Origin of the sequence: Aeromonas taiwanensis (assembly GCF_000820165.1) — a bacterium.
Classification (GTDB): Bacteria; Pseudomonadota; Gammaproteobacteria; order Enterobacterales; family Aeromonadaceae; genus Aeromonas; species Aeromonas taiwanensis.
On sequence record NZ_CDDD01000056.1, the window covers coordinates 14,547 to 33,460 of the forward strand.

The following is an 18,914-nucleotide window of genomic DNA, read 5'->3' on the forward strand; positions in this document are numbered from 1 at the left end:
AGCAGACGAATTTTTTCACCACGTGCAGTATTAAACGTCAGCTCTAGCGCAAATAATCGACCGAATAGAGCCACCGATCTGTTTGATTTGTATCCCCCTGCCATGAGTCCCAACAGGCTGCACCAGAGAAGCCTCTTCCTCTACCCGTCAGGCGCCTGAGTCATTGGCGCTTGGGGCGGGCTCGGGTATAGTCCTGCGCCAACAAGATAGGTTCGGATGGAGGGGACGGCGCCGCGTCAGGCATGCGGGCCGAATCACTCCTTCGGCGCGGCTTTAAAGGATATCCCCATGAAATTCAGTCCCCTGCTCGATGAGATGATGAAGGCGCTGCAGGTCTTGCCGGGCGTGGGCCCGAAATCTGCCCAGCGCATGGCATTCACCCTGCTGGAGCGCGAGCGCAGCGGCGGCCTGCGCCTCGCCTCTCTGCTCAGTCGGGCGCTGACCGAGATCGGTCACTGCAGCCATTGCCGCACCTTTACCGAGAACGATCGCTGCGAGATCTGCGCCAATCCCAAGCGCGAGGAGAACGGCCTGCTCTGCGTGGTGGAGAGCCCGGCGGACGTGGCCGCCATCGAGCAGACCGGCCAGTTCTCCGGCCGCTACTTCGTGCTGATGGGGCACCTGTCGCCGCTCGACGGCATAGGCCCGGAGGAGCTGGGTCTGGAGATCCTGGAGCGGCGCCTCAAGGATGAACACATCAAGGAGCTGATCCTCGCCACCAACCCCACCATAGAGGGGGATGCCACCGCCTGGTACATCGCCGACATGGCCCGTGCCGCCGGGGTGGCCGTGAGCCGCATCGCCCACGGGGTGCCGGTGGGCGGGGAGCTGGAGCTGGTGGATGGCACTACGCTGTCGCACTCCCTGATGGGGCGCCAGCGCATCTAAACCTGCTTATGAGCCTGCTGCGAAACCGTGAATAAGGCTCATGTGCTGCTCGGAATCCTCATTTAAGCCTATAAAGTCCGGTTCCTGCGCTGCTCTTCACCTTGCTGACGGCTTCTCGCGACGGCTCATAAACAGGTTTGGCTGGATGGTACAAGAAATGGCCATCCGAGCCCGCAACAAGGGGCCAGTGTGCAAGTTTGCACACTGGCCCCTTGATATTTGAAAGGCCAACCCCATCTTGCTTGGGAATCTGTTCAACCCGACGTTTTGAGGATTGGTCGATGACCCAAAGTGTTCACGCCGAAACCCACGGCTTTCAGACTGAAGTCAAACAATTGCTGAGCCTGATGGCTCACAGCCTCTACTCCAACAAAGAAGTATTCCTGCGCGAGCTGATTTCCAACGCCTCCGATGCGGCGGACAAGCTGCGCTTCAAGGCGCTTTCCGATGCCTCTTTGTTCGAAAACGACGGCCAGCTGCGCGTGCGCCTGGTGGTGGACAAAGAGAACAAGACGTTGACCATTTCGGACAACGGCATCGGCATGACCCGTGACCAGGTAATCGAGCACCTGGGCACCATCGCGAAATCCGGCACCGCCGAATTCTTCAAGCACCTCTCCGGCGATCAGGGCAAGGATTCCCAGCTGATCGGCCAGTTCGGGGTGGGCTTCTACTCCGCCTTCATCGTCGCCGACAAGGTGACTGTCATCTCCCGCGCCGCCGGCACCGAGCCGGGTCAGGGCGTGCAGTGGGAATCCGAGGGTGAAGGCTCCTTCACCGTGGCCGACGTGACCAAAGAGGGCCGCGGCACCGACGTCATCCTGCACCTGCGCAGCGATGAGGAGGAGTTCCTGGACGACTGGCGCCTGCGCTCCGTGGTCGCCAAGTATTCCGACCATATCAGCGTGCCGGTGGAGATGTATAAAGAGGGCACCCCGGATCGGGAAGAGGACGGTGAAACCATCGTCGGCACCCCGGGCGAGTGGGAGCAGGTCAACCGCGCCACCGCGCTCTGGACCCGCAACCCGAAAGACATCAAGGACGAGGAGTATCAGGAGTTCTACAAGCACGTCGCCCACGACTTCGAGGATCCGCTCCTCTGGGGTCACAACCGGGTGGAAGGGGCCCAGGAGTACACCAGCTTGCTCTACATCCCGGCCCGCGCGCCGTTTGACCTCTACAACCGCGAGCAGAAGCACGGCCTGAAACTCTACGTGCAGCGCGTCTTCATCATGGACGACGCCGAGCAGTTTATGCCGACCTACCTGCGCTTCGTGAAAGGGGTGCTGGACTCCAACGATCTGCCGCTCAACGTCAGCCGTGAAATTCTGCAAGACAACAAGGTGACCGCCTCCCTGCGCAAGGCCTGCTCCAAGCGCGTGCTCACCATGCTGAACAAGCTGGCCAAGGATGACGGCGAGAAGTACGCCAAGTTCTGGAGCGAGTTCGGCAATGTGCTCAAAGAGGGCCCGGCCGAGGATTACGCCAACCGCGAGGAGATCGCCAAACTGCTGCGCTTTGCCAGCACTGCCGGCGAGGGCGAGGCCCAGACCGTGTCGCTGGAGGATTACGTTGGCCGCATGAAGGAAGGCCAGCAGAAGATCTACTACATCACCGCCGACTCCTATGCCGCGGCCAAGAACAGCCCGCACCTCGAGATCTTCCGCAAGAAGGGCGTCGAAGTGCTGCTGATGTGGGAGCGGGTCGATGAGTGGCTGATGAGCCACCTCACCGAGTTCGACGGCAAGCAGCTGGTCTCCGTCACCCGTGGCGAGCTGGACCTCGGCGATCTGGAAGACGAGGCCTCCAAGCAGGCGCAAGAAGAGGCCGAGAAGGCCAATGCCGGTCTGGTGGAGCGGGTCAAGCAGAGCCTGGGCGAAGCGGTGAAAGAGGTGCGCGTCACCCACCGTCTGACCGACTCGCCGTCCTGCATCGTTACCGACGCCCACGGCATGAGCACCCAGATGATCAAGCTGATGCGCGCCGCCGGTCAGCCGGTGCCGGAGCAGAAGTACATCCTGGAGCTCAACCCCGACCACGCCCTGGTGAAGAAGCTCGGTACCATCGAAGACGACAGCCTGTTTGGCGAGTGGGTGGCCCTCTTGCACGAACAGGCCCAGCTGGCGGAGCAGGGCGGTCTGAACGACCCGGCGAGCTTTGTCTCCCGCATCAACCGTCTGCTGTTGCAGGCGTGATCCCCTGACCCAAGGCCCACTGCATGCAGTGGGCTTTTTTCTGGCCGCTCCCTCGTGGTGAGTTGCTGCATTTTCAATCATTTTTCGTGGTCGTCGTCTGCGTCTTTGGTCGCAGAGACGGGGCGGGATGGTGGTGATAATCTGGCCACTCACACGGGGTGAGCTTGTTAATACGGGCGAAAACGTGTAGTTTTTTGCCTTCTCAAGAATTGAATAACCAATCAACTAGGAGCGTGTATGCGCATTGTTCTGTTGGGAGCTCCGGGCGCCGGCAAGGGTACCCAGGCTCAGTTCATCATGGAAAAACACGGTATTCCGCAGATCTCCACCGGCGACATGCTGCGTGCGGCGATCAAGGCGGGCACCGAGCTGGGCCTCAAGGCCAAGGCCGTGATGGACGCAGGTCAGCTCGTCTCCGACGACATCATCATCGGCCTGGTCAAAGAACGCATTGCGCAACCGGATTGCGCCAACGGCTTCCTGCTGGACGGCTTCCCCCGCACCATTCCCCAGGCGCAAGCCATGAAGGATGCCGGCGTGGCGGTGGACTTCGTGCTGGAGTTCGACGTGCCTGACGAAGAGATCGTCAAACGTATGAGCGGCCGTCGCGTGCACTCCGGCTCCGGCCGTACCTACCACGTGGTGTTCAACCCGCCGAAGGTGGAAGGCAAGGATGACGTGACCGGCGAGGATCTGGTGATCCGTGCCGACGACGAAGAGACCACCGTTCGCAAGCGTCTGGATGTCTACCATCAGCAGACCGCGCCGCTCATCGGCTTCTACGGCAAGGAAGCGGAAGCGGGCAACACCCGTTACGTCAAGATCGACGGCACCCAGCCGGTGGATCTGGTCAGCCAGCAGCTGGCTGCCATCTTGGGCTGATCCCGCCTGCGATCGACAACGAGTTCGAGATAAAGGGTCCATCCAGGGCCCTTTCTTGCTTCACGACCATAACGACAGGACGCTAACGTGACCACGAAAACCGGGATCTTGCTCGTCAATCTGGGGACCCCAGCCGCACCGACCGCCTCCGCCGTCCGATCCTTCCTCGGCCAGTTTCTCAGCGATCCGCGGGTGGTCGAGATCCCCCGTCTGCTCTGGTCACCCCTGCTCAACTTCGTCATCCTGCCGCTGCGGGCCCCCAGGGTCGCCAAGCTCTACCAGCAGATCTGGACCGAAGAGGGCTCGCCCCTGATGGCCATCAGCCGGCGCCAGCGTGCGGCCCTTGAGCAGGAGCTCAAGCGGGAAGGGGTGGACGTGCCGGTGCAGCTGGCCATGACCTACGGCTCTCCCTCCCTGGCCGAGGGCTGGCAGGCCCTCAAGGCTCAGGGGGTCAACCGGGTGATCCTGCTGCCCCTCTATCCCCAGTACGCCGCCAGCACCACGGCCGCCGTGTTCGATGGCTGGGCCAGGGCGATGAAGAAGGAGCGTCACCTGCCGGTGATGCGCCTCATCCGTGATTACCATGCCCACCCGGAGTACATCCAGGCGCTGGCCATGAGCGTGCGTCGCCAGTGGGAGCAGCAGGGGCAGGGGGAGCACCTGTTGATGTCGTTCCACGGCATTCCCCAGCGCAGCGAGGACGAGGGGGATCCCTATGGTCACCAGTGTCGCCGCACCGCGGCCCTGCTGGCCGAAGCCCTCGGTCTTGCCCCCGAGCAGTGGAGCGCCAGCTTCCAGTCCCGCTTCGGCAAGCAGGAGTGGCTCAAGCCCTATACCGATGCCACCATCACCGCGCTGGCGGAGCAGGGGATCAAGCGGCTCGACGTCATCTGCCCGGCCTTCTCGGCAGACTGCCTCGAGACCCTGGAGGAGATCCAGGTCGAGAACCGCGAGCACTTCCTGGCCGCGGGTGGGGAGGCGTTCCATTATGTGCCCGCCCTCAACAGCGATCAGGCCCACATCCGCATGATGGTGTCCCTCATCTGCCGCGAGCTGGCATGATGGCCATGTGCATCCGTCCGTGCCTGGGCGCGGGGATGCCCGGCTTCAACGATAAAGGAGTGTCTTGATGATGCAGATCACGCTGATCTACGCAGGTTTCTTGGGTCTTCTGTTCCTGCTGCTTTCGTTCTGGGTGGTCAAGCGCCGCGCCCAGTTCAGGGTGATGATAGGGGAAGGGGAGGCGCCCGAGATGCTCGCCGCCATCCGTGCCCACGGCAACTTCGCCGAGTACGTGCCCCTCACCCTGTTGCTGATGGCCCTGTGCGAGCTGGCCGGGGTCGGCGCGTTCTGGCTGCACCTGGGCGGAACCTTGCTGCTGGTGGGGCGCATCCTGCACGCCATCGGGATCCAGATCCCCAAGGCGCCGAACAAGCCGCGCCTCTTTGGTACCCTCTTCTTCTGGCTGTCGCTGGGGATTTTCTCGGTGCTGGCGCTGGTGCAGGGTCTCTCGCTGGCGTGAGAGTGACGTCACAGGACCCCACGACCACCCCGCGACGGGGTGGTTTTTTTCAAGGTCAAAAATCAAACGTTTGCCCCGCAAACCCTTGTCTATACTGACCCCATATTTTAATCATGCGACTTTTCGGCGTGGAGGATTGTGTTAAAATCCCGCCCCTCTTTTCCCCAGAGCACAGAAGATTGCCATGAAATTTCCCGGTCAGCGCAAGTCCAAACACTACTTCCCGGTCGACAGACGTGATCCCCTGATCCCGCAAAATTCCCAGCTCACCGAACTGGGCAAGGCCTATGTGGTGGGTATCGATCAGACCCTGGTGGACATCGAAGCCCATGTGGACGAAGACTTCCTGAACCGGTATGGCCTGAGCAAGGGCCACTCCATGCTCATCTCCGACGAGGTGGCGGAGCTGGTCTACGACGAGCTCAAGAGCAACAACATGGTGGTGAGCGAGTTTGCCGGCGGCACCATAGGCAACACCATGCACAACTACTCCGTGCTGGCGGACTCCCACTCCATCCTGCTCGGCGTCATGAGCAAGGACATCCGCATCGGCAGCTACGCCTACCGCTATCTGTGCAACACCTCCTCCCGGGTCAACCTCGACTACCTGCAGCCGGTGGATGGCCCCGTGGGTCGCTGCTTCACCTTCATCACCGAAGGGGGCGAGCGCAGCTTTGGCATCAACGCCGGCAAGATGGACCACCTGGACGTGGATCACATCCCCGAGTCCATCATCAAGGAGGCCTCGGCCCTGGTCATCACCGCCTACCTGGTGCGCGGTGCCGACGGCACCCCCATGAAGGAGGCGGCCATGGCCGCCGTGCGCTATGCCCGCGAGGCCGGCGTGCCCGTGGTGCTGACCCTGGGCACCCGTTTCGTCATCGACGAGAACCCCCAGTGGTGGCGCGACTTCATCAGCGAGAACGTGACCGTGCTCGCCATGAACGAGGACGAGGCGGAGGCCCTGACCGGGATCAAGGATCCGCTGGGTGCTGCCGACAAGGCGCTGGACTGGGCCGACATGGTGCTCTGCACCGCGGGCCCCATCGGCCTCTACATGGCGAGTTACACCGACGAGGATTACAAGCGCGAGACCACCCATACCCTGCTGCCCGGTGTCATCCCCGAATTCAACATGTACGAGTTCAGCCGCCCCATGGCCCGGGACAAGTGCCGCAAGCCTGCGCGGATCTACTCCCATATCTCCCCCTACATGGGCGGGCCCGAGAAGATCAAGAACACCAACGGCGCGGGTGACGGGGCGCTGTCCGCCGTGCTGCACGACATGGTGGCCAACGCCTACCACCGCATGAACGTGCCGAACTCCGCCAAGCACCTCTCCGAATTCCTGACCTACTCCTCCCTCGCTCAGGTGTGCAAATACGCCAACCGGGTCAGCTACGAGGTGCTGGCCCAGAGCAGCCCGCGCCTCTCCCGCGGTCTGCCGGAGAAGGAAGACAGCCTGGAAGAGGTGTACTGGGAGCGGTGATGCCGTCATCCGGTCGACAACAAGAAAGGGTGCCACTGGGCACCCTTTCTTGTTTTTGGGGCTGGATCATGTTTTTGGCATCCCTTTTGCTGACATCGTGGACAGCCCGCGCCGCAACAACATAGTGTTAAGGATATGTAGCCGCTGCGGGATGAGGGTATGTTGAGACAATGGAGTATCGGCCGGCGCCTGTCGCTGGTGACCCTGATGGTGCTGGTCCTTCTGGGGCTGTTGCTGTTCTTCAGCCTGCAGATCTACCAGCAGGGGCTGATGGGGGAGAAGAGCCGCCAGACCCGGGCCCAGGTCGAGACCGCCTACAGCCTGGTGGCGGGGCTGGAGGCCAGGGTGCGCAAGGGGGAGCTCGACGAGGCGCGCGCCAAGGCCGAGGCGCTGGCCCTGCTCAAGGGGCTGCGCTATGGCAATGACGACTACTTCTGGATCAACGACAGCCACCCCACCATGGTGATGCACCCCATGAAACCCGAGCTGGATGGCAAGGATCTCTCCGGGGTGGAGGACAAGCAGGGGCTCAAGCTGTTTGTCGCCTTCGCCGATCTGGCGCGGGCGCAGGGGGCGGGGGAGGTCGCCTACTACTGGCCCAAGCCGGGGGTGGACGAGCCGGTGCGCAAGATTTCCTACGTCAAGCGTTTCGCCCCCTGGGACTGGATCATCGGCACCGGTGTCTATGTGGACGACGTGGAGGCCCAGTACCGGGAGGTGTTGCACACCCTGCTCGGGATCGGACTGGTGCTGGCGTTGCTGCTGTTTGCGGTGGTCGGTCTCATCGTGCGCAGCATAGTCGTGCCGCTCTCCCGGTCGGTGTCGGCCCTTGGCAACATCGCCAGGGGGGAGGGGGATCTGCGTGTTCGCCTGCCCGAATCGGGGCGTGACGAGCTGAGCCAGCTCAGCGTCAACTTCAACCTCTTTGCCGGCCAGATGGCGCAGCTGGTGGCGCGCAGCCAGCAGATTGCGGAGCAGAACCGGGCGCACGCCCATCAACTGGCCGAGGTGGTGGAGCGTACCGGCGCCATCGTCACCGGCCAGGAGCAGGATACCCTGCGGGTGGCCAGCGCCATGGAGCAGATGACGGTGAGCAGCCGCGAAGTGGGTCAGCACGCGGCCCAGGCCGCGGAGGCGGCGGACTCGGCGCTCCATCTCGCCCAGCATGGCCGCGAGGTGGTGGCCCGGACCCGGGAGACCATAGGTCAGCTGGCGGACGAGATGGTGGAGACGGTGCAGGCGGTGAGCCGTCTCGAAGAGGAGACCCAGCAGATAGGCTCCGTGCTCGACGTCATTCGCGGGGTCGCGGAGCAGACCAACCTGCTGGCCCTCAACGCTGCCATCGAGGCCGCCCGGGCTGGCGAGCAGGGCCGCGGCTTTGCCGTGGTGGCCGACGAGGTGCGCACCCTGGCCACCCGCACCCACAGCTCCACCGACGAGATCCGGCAGATGATCCAGCGGCTGCAGGAGGGGGCGGGCAAGGTAGTGAGCGGGATCACCCAGTTGCAGCAGCTCTCCCGCTCGACGGCGGACAAGGCCGGTGATGCGGACGCAGCCATCCATGCCATCGATGGTTCGGTGCACACCATCACCGCCATGAACGGCCAGATCGCCACGGCGGCGGCGGAGCAGAGCCGGGCGGCGGAGGAGATCAACCTGAGGCTGGTGGCCATTACCCAGCTGGCGGCGGATGCCCTGGCCCAGAACCGGCTCACCGAGCAGGCGTCCGGGCAACTGGCGCTCGCCTGCGACGAATTGAGCGCCCTGGTGGCGCAATATCGCATCTGACGGCCTTTATCCCCGGCTTTTTGGGGATAAGGCTTGAGTCTGGGGGGCTTTTGGGACACCATCTGCCCCATTCTCGGCCAGACTTGGCCGACTGCCTGCCATTGCTTTGCAAGAGAGAGACCCCATGAGCAAACTAACTGACAATCTTGACGCCAATTTCCAGCTGTTTATCGAAGAAGTCCGCGAGTCGGGTCAGGTGTGGGGTCTGCGCTACGGTGAAGACTGGGTGGTGTGCCGTTCCGCCGAGTTCGAAGACGCCGACGTGATGCCGCTCTGGTCTGCCGAGGGGGATGCCCGTCTGCACTGCGTGGACGAGTGGGCGGACTACGAGCCGGAAGTGATCGAGCTGGAAGAGTTCCTCGACATCTGGATCAACGATCTGGACGAGGACGACGTGCTGGTCGGCCCGAACTGGAACGCCGATCTGGAAGGTCAGGAGCTCGAACCCATCGAGCTGGCCAAGGCGCTGGTGGAGCTGGACGCCTGATCCTCTCGTCGCGAGGGCCTGTCGGCCCGAGCACCCCTCAAACCGACTGCCGCAAGGCCGTCGGTTTTTTTATGGGGCTTGCCGGCCGCTGTATGAAAGGGTGATTTGGCTTTGCACCCGTGACTGGGATGGGCCATCATGATCCCTTTGCCGATCGGGAGGTGACATGTTTGTCTTTGACGTGACCACACGAGCGGGGGCACGGGCCCAGATCCGGGTGCAGGCGCTGGACTGGGGCCAGAGCGGCCCGGTGAGCTTCCAGTGCGACAGCGACGAGCTGGCTCTGGTGCTGCTGTCGGGATGTCGCTGCGATGCGGTGGGGTATTTCAACCTGCTGGCCGGCTGCAAGCCGCTTTATGTGGAGCAGTGGCTCGCCTACCTGCAGGAGTGCGGTCACCTCGACAAGCAGAGCTGCCGGCTGGAGAGCCCCTCCCAGGCCGATTACCTGGCCAAGGCCGGGTTGGACGACGAGGAGCTCAACGCCCTGCTGGGCCTGGTCTACAAGGTGGCCGGCTTCAACCGCCTGCAGATCAACCGTTACCTCAAGCATCGCCACAACCCGACCATGCTGGCGACCCGCTACGACCAGAAGGAGCTGGAGCGCTATCGCCAGCTCAACGACATCATTCTGACCCTGCTGAAGCTGAAGCGTGCTCCGTGAGGAGCGTCTGCTGAACCATTTCCGGCCCCATCTCCTGGGGCTGGGCGATCAGATACCCCTGCAAGCCATCCACATACATGCTCTGTAGCATCTGCTTCTGCCCGACCTGCTCCACCCCTTCCGCGATCACCAGGCAGCCCATGCGGTGTGACACGTCGACGATCATCCGCACGAACTGCTGATTGGTGAGATCCTGCTCCAGCTCGGTGATGAGGCCGGGATCCAGCTTGATGTAGTCAGGCTTGAGATCGCGAAACAGGCTGAAGGAGCCGATTCCCTTGCCGAAGTTGCAGATGGCCGAGCGGCTGCCGTGGCGTCTGAGCAGCTCGAACAGCCGTTTGGCCCCCGTCAGGTTGCGCTCCAGATGATCTTCATCCATCTCGAACACCAGGTTGGCGCTGATGTCGGGATCCTTTTGCAACTGATGGTCGAGCCAGATCAGGAAGGCGCTGCTCTGCAGCAAGGTACCCGGGAGGTTGAGGCCCCAGCGGCTGCTCTGGCCGCCGAAGGCCCGGTACTGGCGAATGGCGTGGCGAACCACCATCTGCGCCAGGCGCAGCACCATGTCCAGACGCTGCGCCATGGCGAGCAGGGTATCGCTCGGCAGCACGGTGCCGTCGGCGCTGTGAAAGCGGGGGTAGATTTCGTGATAAGTGATCATGCCGCGATGCAGTGACTGGATGGACTGGCAGGTGAAGCTGATGTTCTCCTGCTCCAGCAGCTCGGTCAGCACCTGGGTCCAGTGACGCTGGCCCTGCACCTCGACCACCTCGTCATTCTGCTGGATGGCCCAGCCGTTGACCGCTTCCGTCTGGGCGCGCGCCAGCGCCATGTCCGCCCGGGCCAGAATGGCCTCTATCTTCTGTTCGCTGCTGAGCCGGGTCATGCCCGAGTAGGCGGCACTCTCCAGCCCGTTGTTGTGCTGATAGTTGTCGAAGGCGAGTTTCAGGTCACGCCCCAGCAGATGGGGGGGGAGCTGGGCCAGGGGCGGCATCAGGACGGCGAAGTCGGCCCCCGAGATGCGATAGACCTGATGACCGGGGAAGCGGCCCACCGTCTGGGTGATGAGGGCGGCGATGTCCCGGATATAGGCGTCACCGGACTGGAAGCCGCGCTGTGCATTGAGCTTGCCGAGCTCGGTGGCGCGGATCAGCACCAGGATGGCGGTCTGAGTGTTCTCCTGCTGCAACAGCTCGGTCAGATCGCGCCGGAAGGCGTGGCGATTGCACAGCCCCGTCATCTCGTCACGGGTAGCCTGGTTGTGTAGCTCGGTGATCTGGCGGTGGGCATCGAGCTCGGCCTCATTGAAGGAGGCGAGCAGCTGGCGCAGAGTCGTTTGTGCCTGTAGGCTGTCCAGCATGGCGGGATCCCGCTGCTGCAATGCTTGCAGCCAGCGCTGCTCCTGTCTCTCTCGTTCGCCCCGGTGCAGGCTGCGTGAGAGAAAAAGCAGCAGGGCAAACCCCGTTATCGTGGTGAGCATGACCAGCAGCAGGGTGAGCGGCGAGACGGGGGGCGCGAGCAATATCCCCTGCAGCAACAGCATGGGGATGCAGACCAGAGCGCTGACCAGCAGCAGGTTCCCCTCATGTTTATTCAACATCGTTTCATCCTTGATGATGTTCGTGATGTAGAAATTCTAACCAACTCGCTGTCGTATGACATCTGTGCTCACGCAACTCCTTGAAAAGGGGGGGAGGAATGCGACTAAATGTGAGTGAAACCACTTTCACAGCAAAAAAAAAAGGCGAAGATGGGTTGAAAACAGCCCCAACAGAGCAGAGGTAGATATGTCGCTAGAACCCGTAAACACAGCCAAAGCGCGGCAGCTATTGAATCAGAGTATGGCCTTGGTGCTCGCAGGGGGACGAGGCAGTCGCCTGAAGCAACTGACCGACAACCGTGCCAAACCCGCCGTCCATTTTGGCGGTAAATTCCGCATCATCGACTTCGTGCTCTCAAACTGCATCAACTCCGGCATCCGCCGGGTGGGTGTGGTGACCCAGTACAAGTCTCACAGTCTGTTGCGCCACCTGCAGTCCGGGTGGTCCTTCCTGCGCTACCAGATGAACGAGTTCATCGACTTGCTGCCCGCCCAGCAGCGGGTGGACGAAGTGCACTGGTATCGCGGGACAGCAGACGCCATCTATCAGAACGTGGACATCATTCGCGACTACGGCCCCAAATACATAGTGGTGCTGGCGGGTGACCACATCTACAAGATGGACTACGCCGCCATGCTGCTCGATCACGTGCGCCTCGGCGCCAAGGTGACGGTGGCCTGCATCGAGGTGCCGCGCTGTGAGGCCTCCGCCTTCGGTGTGATGGACATCGACGATCAGCGCAAGATCCGCGCCTTCGTGGAGAAACCGGCCAACCCCCCCGCCATGCCGGGTAACGAGAACGTTTCCCTGGCCTCCATGGGTATCTATATCTTCGAGGCGGATTACCTCTACCAGCTGCTGGAGGAGGACATCCACAACCAGGAGTCCAAGCATGACTTCGGCATGGACGTGATCCCGCGCATCGTGGGGGAGGGCAAGGCATTCGCCCACCCGTTCAACATGTCCTGTGTCGGTGCCAAGGAGGGGCAGAAACCCTACTGGCGCGATGTGGGTACCCTGGACTCGTTCTGGGAGGCGAACATGGATCTCGCGTCCGTGGTGCCCGAGCTCGACATCTACGATGAGAGCTGGCCCATCTGGACCAGCCAGAACATGTCGCCGCCCGCCAAGTTCGTGCAGGACAGAAACGGTCAGCACGGCATGACCATCAACTCCATGTTCGCGGGGGGCTCCATCGTCAGCGGCTCCTTCGTGCTCAACTCGGTGTTGTTCACCAATGTGCGGGTGCACTCCTTCTGCACCCTGGATCAGGCGGTGATCTTCCCCGGGGTCGAGATTGGGGCCGGTTGCCGCTTGCGCAGGGTGGTGGTGGACAAGGGCTGCAAGCTGCCGGATGGCCTGGTGGTGGGGGAGAATGCGGACGAAGATGCACGCCGCTTCTACCGCTCCGAGCAGGGCATAGTGCTGGTGACCAAGCCGATGCTGGCCAAGCTGGTGTGAGCTTGACGGCAGGATAAAAAAAGGGAGCCAAAGGCTCCCTTTTTCATGGGGTATTACAGGGTTCACTCGCCGATCACGGCCTTGCCAGCCATCACCATGGCGGTGCCGTGCTTGCCACCGGCGGCGGTCACCTGGGGCACGCCGTCTTCGTCGGTGTCATGGCCCGCGCCTTCCACCAGATTCTCGCCGGAGTCGCCCACCCATTCGGCCATCTGCATGCCGCCGTTCACGGTGCCGCGGAACCAGCTCACGTACTGCTTGGTCAGGGTGGCGAGTTCCAGCTCTGGAGCCTTCTCGGCCCCTTCGTTGCGCAGGTTCAGCATGGCAGAGCGCAGGGCGCCGGAGATGGCGGCCTGGGTCCAGGGAGTGTATTCACCCTGCTTGCCCGCCAGCCAGGTACCGGCCTTCTGGTTGAAGTAGGCCTTGTCGGTGGCGATGAACAGCTCGCGCGCCGCGGTGCGGTACTTGGCATCCGAGGTGGCCAGGAAGGCGGCGGTCAGGCCGCGGATGGCGGCGAACTGGGTCTCGACCGACTGGCCGGCATCGGGTTTGCCGCCCAGGGTGATGCCGTCATGGATGAGGCCGTTGCTGCCCTTGAGCTGACTCAGGATGAAGTCGGCCTGCTTGGCGATAAGCGCCAGCGCCTCCTGTCCCTGCCTGGTCTTGAGGTTCAGCTCGCCGTTGTCACCGGCGGCGTAGCCCACCGGCAGGGCGTCCTGGGCGCGCTGGAAGATCTGCAGGGCGACCAGGGCGTAGGCGGCGTCGAAGGCGGTGACGTGCTTGGCCTGTTTGCCATCCTGCCAGCTGTCCACCAGGGTGCCGGCCTTGGGCTCGAAGTGCAGGGCCTGCAGGTTCTTGAAGGTCAGGTTGGAGAGGTTCAGGGCCAGGGAGAAGGCATCGCTGCCCGCCACCGCCTTGCCCAGATCGTTGCCCTTGTTGGCGGCCGGTGCTGCTGCGAAGGGGGCACCGTCAAACACGGCGTGGAAGGCCGGGTTCTGGTTGGTGTTGGCGCTGCGCTGATCGCTGAAGGCGTAGAACTCGGAGAGCGGCCACAGCAGCATCCAGGCGTCGCGCAGCTGGGCGGAGCCGTCCACCACGTCCAGCTTGCCGATGGCGCCGACCTCGTTCTTGGCAGTCTCGGTCACTTTCACCTGATGGGGGAAGTAGACCACGCCCTTGGCCGGATCGTACTGCGGGGTGATCCTGGCACCCAGGGTCTTGCCGTCGAAGCCGAGCTGGCCCTGCAGGATGGCCAGCTTGTCGATGGACTGCTCGGTCAGCATCATGCCGTTGAAGCCGTCGGCGGCGGAGACGCCGAGCTTGTGCTTGCCGTCCTGATCCATGGTGGCGGATGCGGCCTCTACCTCTTCATCTGTCTCGGCCACGTGCATGCCGCCGAGGAAGTCCTGGGACCACATCACTTCCTTGAGCAGGATGCCGCCCACGGCCGCAGGGACCAGCAGGTTGTCACTGCCGCTCCAGCGCAGTGTGGCGTAGTCGCGGAAGTAGGCAGGGACCTGGGTCTTGACGCTCTTCTCGTTGCCCTTGGCGGTCTTGATGGTGATCTGGTCGCCATTGACCGGGGCTGCGTTCACGGCCTGGGCGAACTCCGGGTTGGCGGAGGCGTAGGGCAGGGAGAGGGGATACATGCCCTGGGGCACTTCATCGGCCGGGAAGCCGACGGCCTCGGCCATGGCCAGCACCCGCTTGCCCAGGTCGGCCAGGGTGCCGCCACGAGCCAGGTTTTGCGGCCCGTTCACCAGGTGCGGACCCATGCCGGACTGGTAGTTGAGGGCGTACATCGCCTCTTCGGAGTATTCGTAGGATTCGATGCCGGCGGCGAAGTCGAACGGGGTCGGCTCGTCGGCACGGTTGGCATCCAGCACGTCCAGATCCAGACCGAGGGTCTCGGCCAGGGGCTCGCCGGAGAGCTCGAATTCGGTGTAGGCCAGCATGTTGGCGGCGGTGTTGAAGGTCTTGTCTTCCACTTTGACGGCAGCGTGCGCGGCACTGCCAAGCAACGCACAGGCGATCGCCTGCACCAGAACGGTTTTTCTCATGTCCTTTTCACCCATATATCTGATTTTATTATGACGCTTCTCATGAATCTAAATGAGAATGGTGTGCATTATGGGGCAAAGGGGGAAGCTTGAGAAGAAAAAACCGCGCCCCGGGGAGTTGGGGGAGAGGGGGACGCGGCGGCAGGTATCACATCAGTTTGAAGGGGATCACCAGACGACCCGGCTCCACCTTGAGGGCCTCGACCTTCTCCTTGATCCGCGCCTCGTTCTGGCGGGCGCCATCCAGACGATAGACGGGGGTCTGGGAGAGGAAGAGGGAGAGGGACTGGTTGAAGGTGGGCAGCAGCGGGGTGAGGGCGGCGCCCACGTCGGCCGGCTCTGTCTTGACGGAGAGCAGTTCCAGATCGCGCAGGTAGATGGCCCCCTGCTCGGCCACGTAGTCCGGGCGGGCGCGCAGGGAGAGGCGGATCTTCATCTGCTGGCTGCCAAGGGGGCTCGCCACCTGCAGATCGCCGGCGGCATCCAGCTCGACCTTGTCGGCCTGGGTGCGGCCGATGCGGCTCACCATGTCATCGAGGCGGATCTTGCTCGACATGATGCCGGGGATCCCCAGCTGTTTCTCGAAGGCGACCCTCTCTTGGAGGTACTGGTTGATCTCCCTCTCGCTGACGTTGTACTGGGTGAGCGAGCAGGCCGCCAGCAGCAGGGCGAAGGGGAGCAGAAGCAGGTGTTTCAACATGGGAGGGTTCCGTTATCGGGGCTGTCACAAGAGATGGCGCCATCTTAGAGGCAAAGCGGGTTGGCCGCCAGTGGAGTGCTTTTCTCCCGTTTCTGTCGCATCCCCGTATGGGGATGGACATGTGTTTTCATTCGAGTAGGTTTTGCTGCCCACCGCCAGCAAGCCAGCGTTGGCGCCCTCAAGGGTATATCCACAGACAAGATCCTGTTTTATCGATGTAAAATCCCATTGACCCCGTGATTTCAAAGCGAGTATTTTACCGCCGCACAAAGACAAATTGATAATCATTATCATTTTGAATCTTCTTTGAGGGTGTAACGTGAATACTCGAGTAATGGACAATGGCGCACCTGCCGAGGCGAAGATGTCGCCTGATTTCTTGTTTACCTCGGGTCAGGGCACGATCAGTGCCACTGACCTGGGGCAACCCATCACCACCCCCGCCTGCGAGTGGCCCCTGCTGGCCCAGCAGATAACCCTGGCCCTCGATGCCGCCAAGGCTGCCGGCCAGACCAACCCCCTTCTGATCGGTGCCTTCGCCTTCGACCCGGCAGAGGCCTCCTGCCTCTATGTGCCCGGCCGCTATAAGCGGGGCGAGAAACTGGCTCCGACAGAGCCGACACCGGCGACAGAAGTGGAGCAGACCGTCGAGGCCAACCGGGTCATTTCGGTGCAGAGCACCCCGCCGGCCAGCGAATTTCAGGCCTCGGTCAGCGCGGCGCTGGATGCGTTTGCACAAGGTCGGCTGTCCAAGGTGGTGCTGTCGCGCAAGCTGACACTCACCCTGCATCAGCCCGCCGACCCTAAGCGGGTGATGACCCGTCTGATGGCCCAGAATCCCTACGCCTTCCACTTCTCCCTGCCGCTTGGCCAGGGCCGCCGCCTGCTCGGTGCCAGCCCGGAGCTGCTGCTGCGGGTCAGCGGGGGAGAGGTGTTCACCCACCCGTTGGCGGGATCCGCCAGACGGGCGAGCGAGCCGGCGCAAGACGAGATGGTGGCCCGGGATCTGCTGGCCTCTCGCAAGGATCAGCATGAACACAAGTTGGTGATCGACGAGATCCGCCGGGTGCTGACCCCTCACTGCCGCGAGCTGGCGATCCCCGCTCACCCCTCCCTGATGAGCACGGATACCCTCTGGCATCTGGGCACCCCCATCGCCGGCCGGCTGCACGGCGGCGAGGCATCGGTGCTGTCACTTGCCTGCCAGCTCCATCCCACCCCGGCCCTGTGCGGTTATCCCACCGAACTCGCCCGCCAGTTTATCCGCGAGCAGGAGCCCTTCCGGCGCGCCCTGTTCAGCGGCATCGTCGGCTGGTGCGACAGCCAGGGCAACGGCGAGTGGGCCGTGGTGATCCGCTGCGGCGTGCTCGATGGCCATCAGGTGGAGTTGTTTGCCGGCGCCGGCATCGTCGCGGGCTCGGATCCCGCCATGGAGTGGGCCGAGACCGGCACCAAGCTGGGGACCATGCTCAAGGCCCTGGGTCTGGATTTGGAGGTCGCGCAATGAGCGATACCAACCGTTTCCTGCCCTATACCCGCTGGCCCGAGGAGCTGGCCCAGCACTACCGCGCCAAGGGCTATTGGCGCGGCGAGCCGTTGACCGCCATGCTGGCGCGCCAGTGCGAGCTGGCCCCCGACGCCGAGGCCATCCTCTGCGGTGAGCGCCGCTTCAGCTATGGCGAGCTGGACGCCGCCTCAAGCCGGCTGGCCGCGAATCTGGCCCGCCACGGCCTGGGGGTTGGGGACACAGCTCTGGTGCAGCTCCCCAATGTGGCCGAGTTCTATCTGGTGTTCTTTGCCCTGCTCAAGGCCGGCATCGCGCCGGTCAATGCGCTCTTTAGCCACAACCGGCTGGAGCTCCTCTCTTATGCCGAGCAGATCACACCGCGCCTCTTTGTCGGCTCGCTGGCCCATCCGCTGTTTGCGACCAAGGGGCGCGAGAGCGAGCTGCTGACAACCATCGGCGCCAAACTGGTGCTGCTGGATGGCGACGGGGGGGAGCTGGGGCTGACCCGCTGGTTCGGAGAGGGGGATGAAGGGGGCACCCCATCCGTCTCCTTTGCCCCGACTCCGGCAGACGAGGTGGCCTTCTTCCAGCTCTCCGGTGGCAGCACCGGCACCCCCAAGCTCATCCCCCGCACCCACGATGACTACCTGTACAGCGTGCGCCGCAGCAATGAAATCTGTGGCCTTGGCCCCCACACCCGCTATCTGTGCGCCCTGCCGGCGCCTCACAACTTCCCCCTGAGCTCCCCGGGCGCCCTGGGGGTGTTCGAAGCGGGCGGCACCGTGGTGCTCGCACCCGATCCCAGCCCCATCAGCTGTTTCCCGCTGATCGCCCGCCACCGGGTCAATCTCACCTCGCTGGTGCCGCCGGCGGTCTCCCTCTGGCTGCAGGCCGCGGAAGCGGACCCCGCTGCGCGCACCCAGCTTGAGAGCCTCGACTTGCTGCAAGTGGGCGGCGCCAAGCTGGGGGAGGCGGTCGCCAGCAAGATAGGGCCGCTGCTCGGCTGCCGGCTGCAGCAGGTGTTCGGCATGGCGGAGGGGCTGGTCAACTACACCCGGCTGGACGACCCCGACGAGAAGGTCATTCACACCCAGGGCCGCCCCATGAGCCCGGACGACGAGGTGCGCATCCTCGATGAGGCGGGCAACCCGGTCGCTCCCGGCGAGCCTGGCGCCCTGCACACCCGCGGTCCCTACACCTTCCGCGGTTACTACCAGAGCCCGGCCCACAACGCCCGGGTGTTCGATAGCGAGGGTTTCTACTGCTCCGGCGATCTGGTGGTACAGGATGCCGATGGTTACCTCACAGTAGTGGGGCGGCAGAAGGATCAGATCAACCGGGGCGGCGAGAAGATCGCGGCGGAAGAGGTGGAAAACCAGCTGCTGCACCACCCGGCCATCACCCATGCGGCCCTGGTCTCCATGCCCGACAGCGCCATGGGGGAGAAGAGCTGCGCCTTTATCGTCACCACCGAGCCGGGGCTCAAGCCGCTGACCTTGCGCAAGTTTCTGCGCGAGCGCGGGGTGGCGGACTTCAAGCTGCCCGACCGTTTCGAAACCCTGGATGCCCTGCCCATGACGGCGGTGGGCAAGATTGACAAGCAGGGGCTGCGGGCGCGCATTGCGCACGCCATCGCCGCCAACCAGCCCCTGACAACCGCATAAAACTAAAAA

General features: G+C 63.3%; 15 protein-coding genes. 12 read left to right on the top strand and 3 right to left on the bottom strand.

The genetic code is table 11. The features are described 5' to 3' along the window. The first annotated feature begins 288 nt into the window (after positions 1-288). From recR to BN1136_RS09350, 9 genes are all read left to right on the top strand, one after another. Positions 289-888: a recombination mediator RecR gene (recR, locus tag BN1136_RS09310; RefSeq protein ID WP_043761244.1), complete on the top strand. Its 600-nt coding sequence runs from the start codon at positions 289-291 to the stop codon at positions 886-888. Between the two features lie 281 nt (positions 889-1,169). Then, a complete protein-coding gene (gene htpG / locus BN1136_RS09315) occupies positions 1,170-3,083 on the top strand; it encodes a molecular chaperone HtpG (RefSeq protein WP_043761242.1) in 1,914 nt (637 codons plus the stop codon). Positions 3,084-3,320: 237 nt separating this feature from the next. Further along, the gene (gene adk, locus BN1136_RS09320) at positions 3,321-3,965 is read left to right on the top strand and encodes an adenylate kinase (RefSeq protein WP_043761240.1); all 645 of its coding nucleotides are present in this window, start codon (positions 3,321-3,323) and stop codon (positions 3,963-3,965) included. An 87-nt stretch (positions 3,966-4,052) separates the two neighbouring features. Next, positions 4,053-5,027 carry a ferrochelatase gene (gene hemH, locus BN1136_RS09325; RefSeq protein ID WP_043761238.1) on the top strand — a complete coding sequence of 325 codons (975 nt, stop codon included), beginning with the start codon at positions 4,053-4,055 and terminating at the stop codon, positions 5,025-5,027. Between the two features lie 67 nt (positions 5,028-5,094). Then, the gene (locus BN1136_RS09330) at positions 5,095-5,487 is read left to right on the top strand and encodes an MAPEG family protein (RefSeq protein ID WP_043761236.1); all 393 of its coding nucleotides are present in this window, start codon (positions 5,095-5,097) and stop codon (positions 5,485-5,487) included. A 184-nt stretch (positions 5,488-5,671) separates the two neighbouring features. After that, on the top strand, positions 5,672-6,976 hold the full coding sequence (locus tag BN1136_RS09335) for an inosine/guanosine kinase (RefSeq protein WP_043761234.1): 1,305 nt from the start codon (positions 5,672-5,674) through the stop codon (positions 6,974-6,976). Between the two features lie 159 nt (positions 6,977-7,135). Further along, the gene (locus tag BN1136_RS09340) at positions 7,136-8,764 is read left to right on the top strand and encodes a methyl-accepting chemotaxis protein (protein ID WP_043761232.1); all 1,629 of its coding nucleotides are present in this window, start codon (positions 7,136-7,138) and stop codon (positions 8,762-8,764) included. A gap of 124 nt (positions 8,765-8,888) precedes the next feature. Then, positions 8,889-9,251 carry a DUF2750 domain-containing protein gene (locus BN1136_RS09345; RefSeq protein WP_010674427.1) on the top strand — a complete coding sequence of 121 codons (363 nt, stop codon included), beginning with the start codon at positions 8,889-8,891 and terminating at the stop codon, positions 9,249-9,251. A gap of 166 nt (positions 9,252-9,417) precedes the next feature. Then, positions 9,418-9,912, top strand: coding sequence for a hypothetical protein (locus BN1136_RS09350; RefSeq protein WP_043761230.1), 495 nt, complete (start codon positions 9,418-9,420; stop codon positions 9,910-9,912). Here BN1136_RS09350 and BN1136_RS09355 read toward each other — a convergent pair. Beyond that, the gene (locus BN1136_RS09355) at positions 9,875-11,512 is read right to left on the bottom strand and encodes an EAL domain-containing protein (protein WP_043761227.1); all 1,638 of its coding nucleotides are present in this window, start codon (positions 11,510-11,512) and stop codon (positions 9,875-9,877) included. The two genes, BN1136_RS09350 and BN1136_RS09355, sit on opposite strands and share 38 nt — an antisense overlap. Before the next feature lie 187 nt (positions 11,513-11,699). On the opposite strand from BN1136_RS09355, the gene glgC reads away from it, so the two are divergent. Beyond that, complete coding sequence (gene glgC / locus BN1136_RS09360) at positions 11,700-12,974, top strand: glucose-1-phosphate adenylyltransferase (RefSeq protein WP_043761225.1); 1,275 nt, start codon at positions 11,700-11,702, stop codon at positions 12,972-12,974. A 62-nt stretch (positions 12,975-13,036) separates the two neighbouring features. Here the strand turns inward: glgC and BN1136_RS09365 are convergent, their stop codons facing one another. Both BN1136_RS09365 and BN1136_RS09370 read right to left on the bottom strand, forming a co-directional pair. Beyond that, positions 13,037-15,034, bottom strand: coding sequence for a hypothetical protein (locus tag BN1136_RS09365; RefSeq protein ID WP_043761426.1), 1,998 nt, complete (start codon positions 15,032-15,034; stop codon positions 13,037-13,039). Positions 15,035-15,182: 148 nt separating this feature from the next. Further along, positions 15,183-15,734 (bottom strand): lipoprotein, encoded by a 552-nt coding sequence (locus BN1136_RS09370; RefSeq protein WP_043761223.1) that lies wholly within the window; start codon positions 15,732-15,734, stop codon positions 15,183-15,185. 319 nt (positions 15,735-16,053) lie between these two features. Here BN1136_RS09370 and BN1136_RS09375 point away from each other — a divergent pair, with 319 nt between their 5' ends. Continuing rightward, the gene (locus BN1136_RS09375) at positions 16,054-17,241 is read left to right on the top strand and encodes an isochorismate synthase (protein ID WP_043761221.1); all 1,188 of its coding nucleotides are present in this window, start codon (positions 16,054-16,056) and stop codon (positions 17,239-17,241) included. Next, the gene (locus tag BN1136_RS09380) at positions 17,238-18,905 is read left to right on the top strand and encodes a (2,3-dihydroxybenzoyl)adenylate synthase (protein ID WP_043761219.1); all 1,668 of its coding nucleotides are present in this window, start codon (positions 17,238-17,240) and stop codon (positions 18,903-18,905) included. The genes BN1136_RS09375 and BN1136_RS09380 overlap by 4 nt, the downstream gene beginning before the upstream one ends. Positions 18,906-18,914: the final 9 nt, after the last annotated feature.

What these genes read in the sequence shown, in the direction of transcription:
- recR (WP_043761244.1), top strand. Translation starts at nt 289, where the DNA reads ATGAAATTCAGTCCCCTGCTCGATGAGATGATGAAGGCGCTGCAGGTC.
- htpG (WP_043761242.1), top strand. Translation starts at nt 1,170, where the DNA reads ATGACCCAAAGTGTTCACGCCGAAACCCACGGCTTTCAGACTGAAGTC.
- adk (WP_043761240.1), top strand. Translation starts at nt 3,321, where the DNA reads ATGCGCATTGTTCTGTTGGGAGCTCCGGGCGCCGGCAAGGGTACCCAG.
- BN1136_RS09330 (WP_043761236.1), top strand. Translation starts at nt 5,095, where the DNA reads ATGATGCAGATCACGCTGATCTACGCAGGTTTCTTGGGTCTTCTGTTC.
- BN1136_RS09335 (WP_043761234.1), top strand. Translation starts at nt 5,672, where the DNA reads ATGAAATTTCCCGGTCAGCGCAAGTCCAAACACTACTTCCCGGTCGAC.
- BN1136_RS09340 (WP_043761232.1), top strand. Translation starts at nt 7,136, where the DNA reads ATGTTGAGACAATGGAGTATCGGCCGGCGCCTGTCGCTGGTGACCCTG.
- BN1136_RS09345 (WP_010674427.1), top strand. Translation starts at nt 8,889, where the DNA reads ATGAGCAAACTAACTGACAATCTTGACGCCAATTTCCAGCTGTTTATC.
- BN1136_RS09350 (WP_043761230.1), top strand. Translation starts at nt 9,418, where the DNA reads ATGTTTGTCTTTGACGTGACCACACGAGCGGGGGCACGGGCCCAGATC.
- BN1136_RS09355 (WP_043761227.1), bottom strand. Translation starts at nt 11,512, where the DNA reads ATGTTGAATAAACATGAGGGGAACCTGCTGCTGGTCAGCGCTCTGGTC.
- glgC (WP_043761225.1), top strand. Translation starts at nt 11,700, where the DNA reads ATGTCGCTAGAACCCGTAAACACAGCCAAAGCGCGGCAGCTATTGAAT.
- BN1136_RS09365 (WP_043761426.1), bottom strand. Translation starts at nt 15,034, where the DNA reads ATGAGAAAAACCGTTCTGGTGCAGGCGATCGCCTGTGCGTTGCTTGGC.
- BN1136_RS09370 (WP_043761223.1), bottom strand. Translation starts at nt 15,734, where the DNA reads ATGTTGAAACACCTGCTTCTGCTCCCCTTCGCCCTGCTGCTGGCGGCC.
- BN1136_RS09380 (WP_043761219.1), top strand. Translation starts at nt 17,238, where the DNA reads ATGAGCGATACCAACCGTTTCCTGCCCTATACCCGCTGGCCCGAGGAG.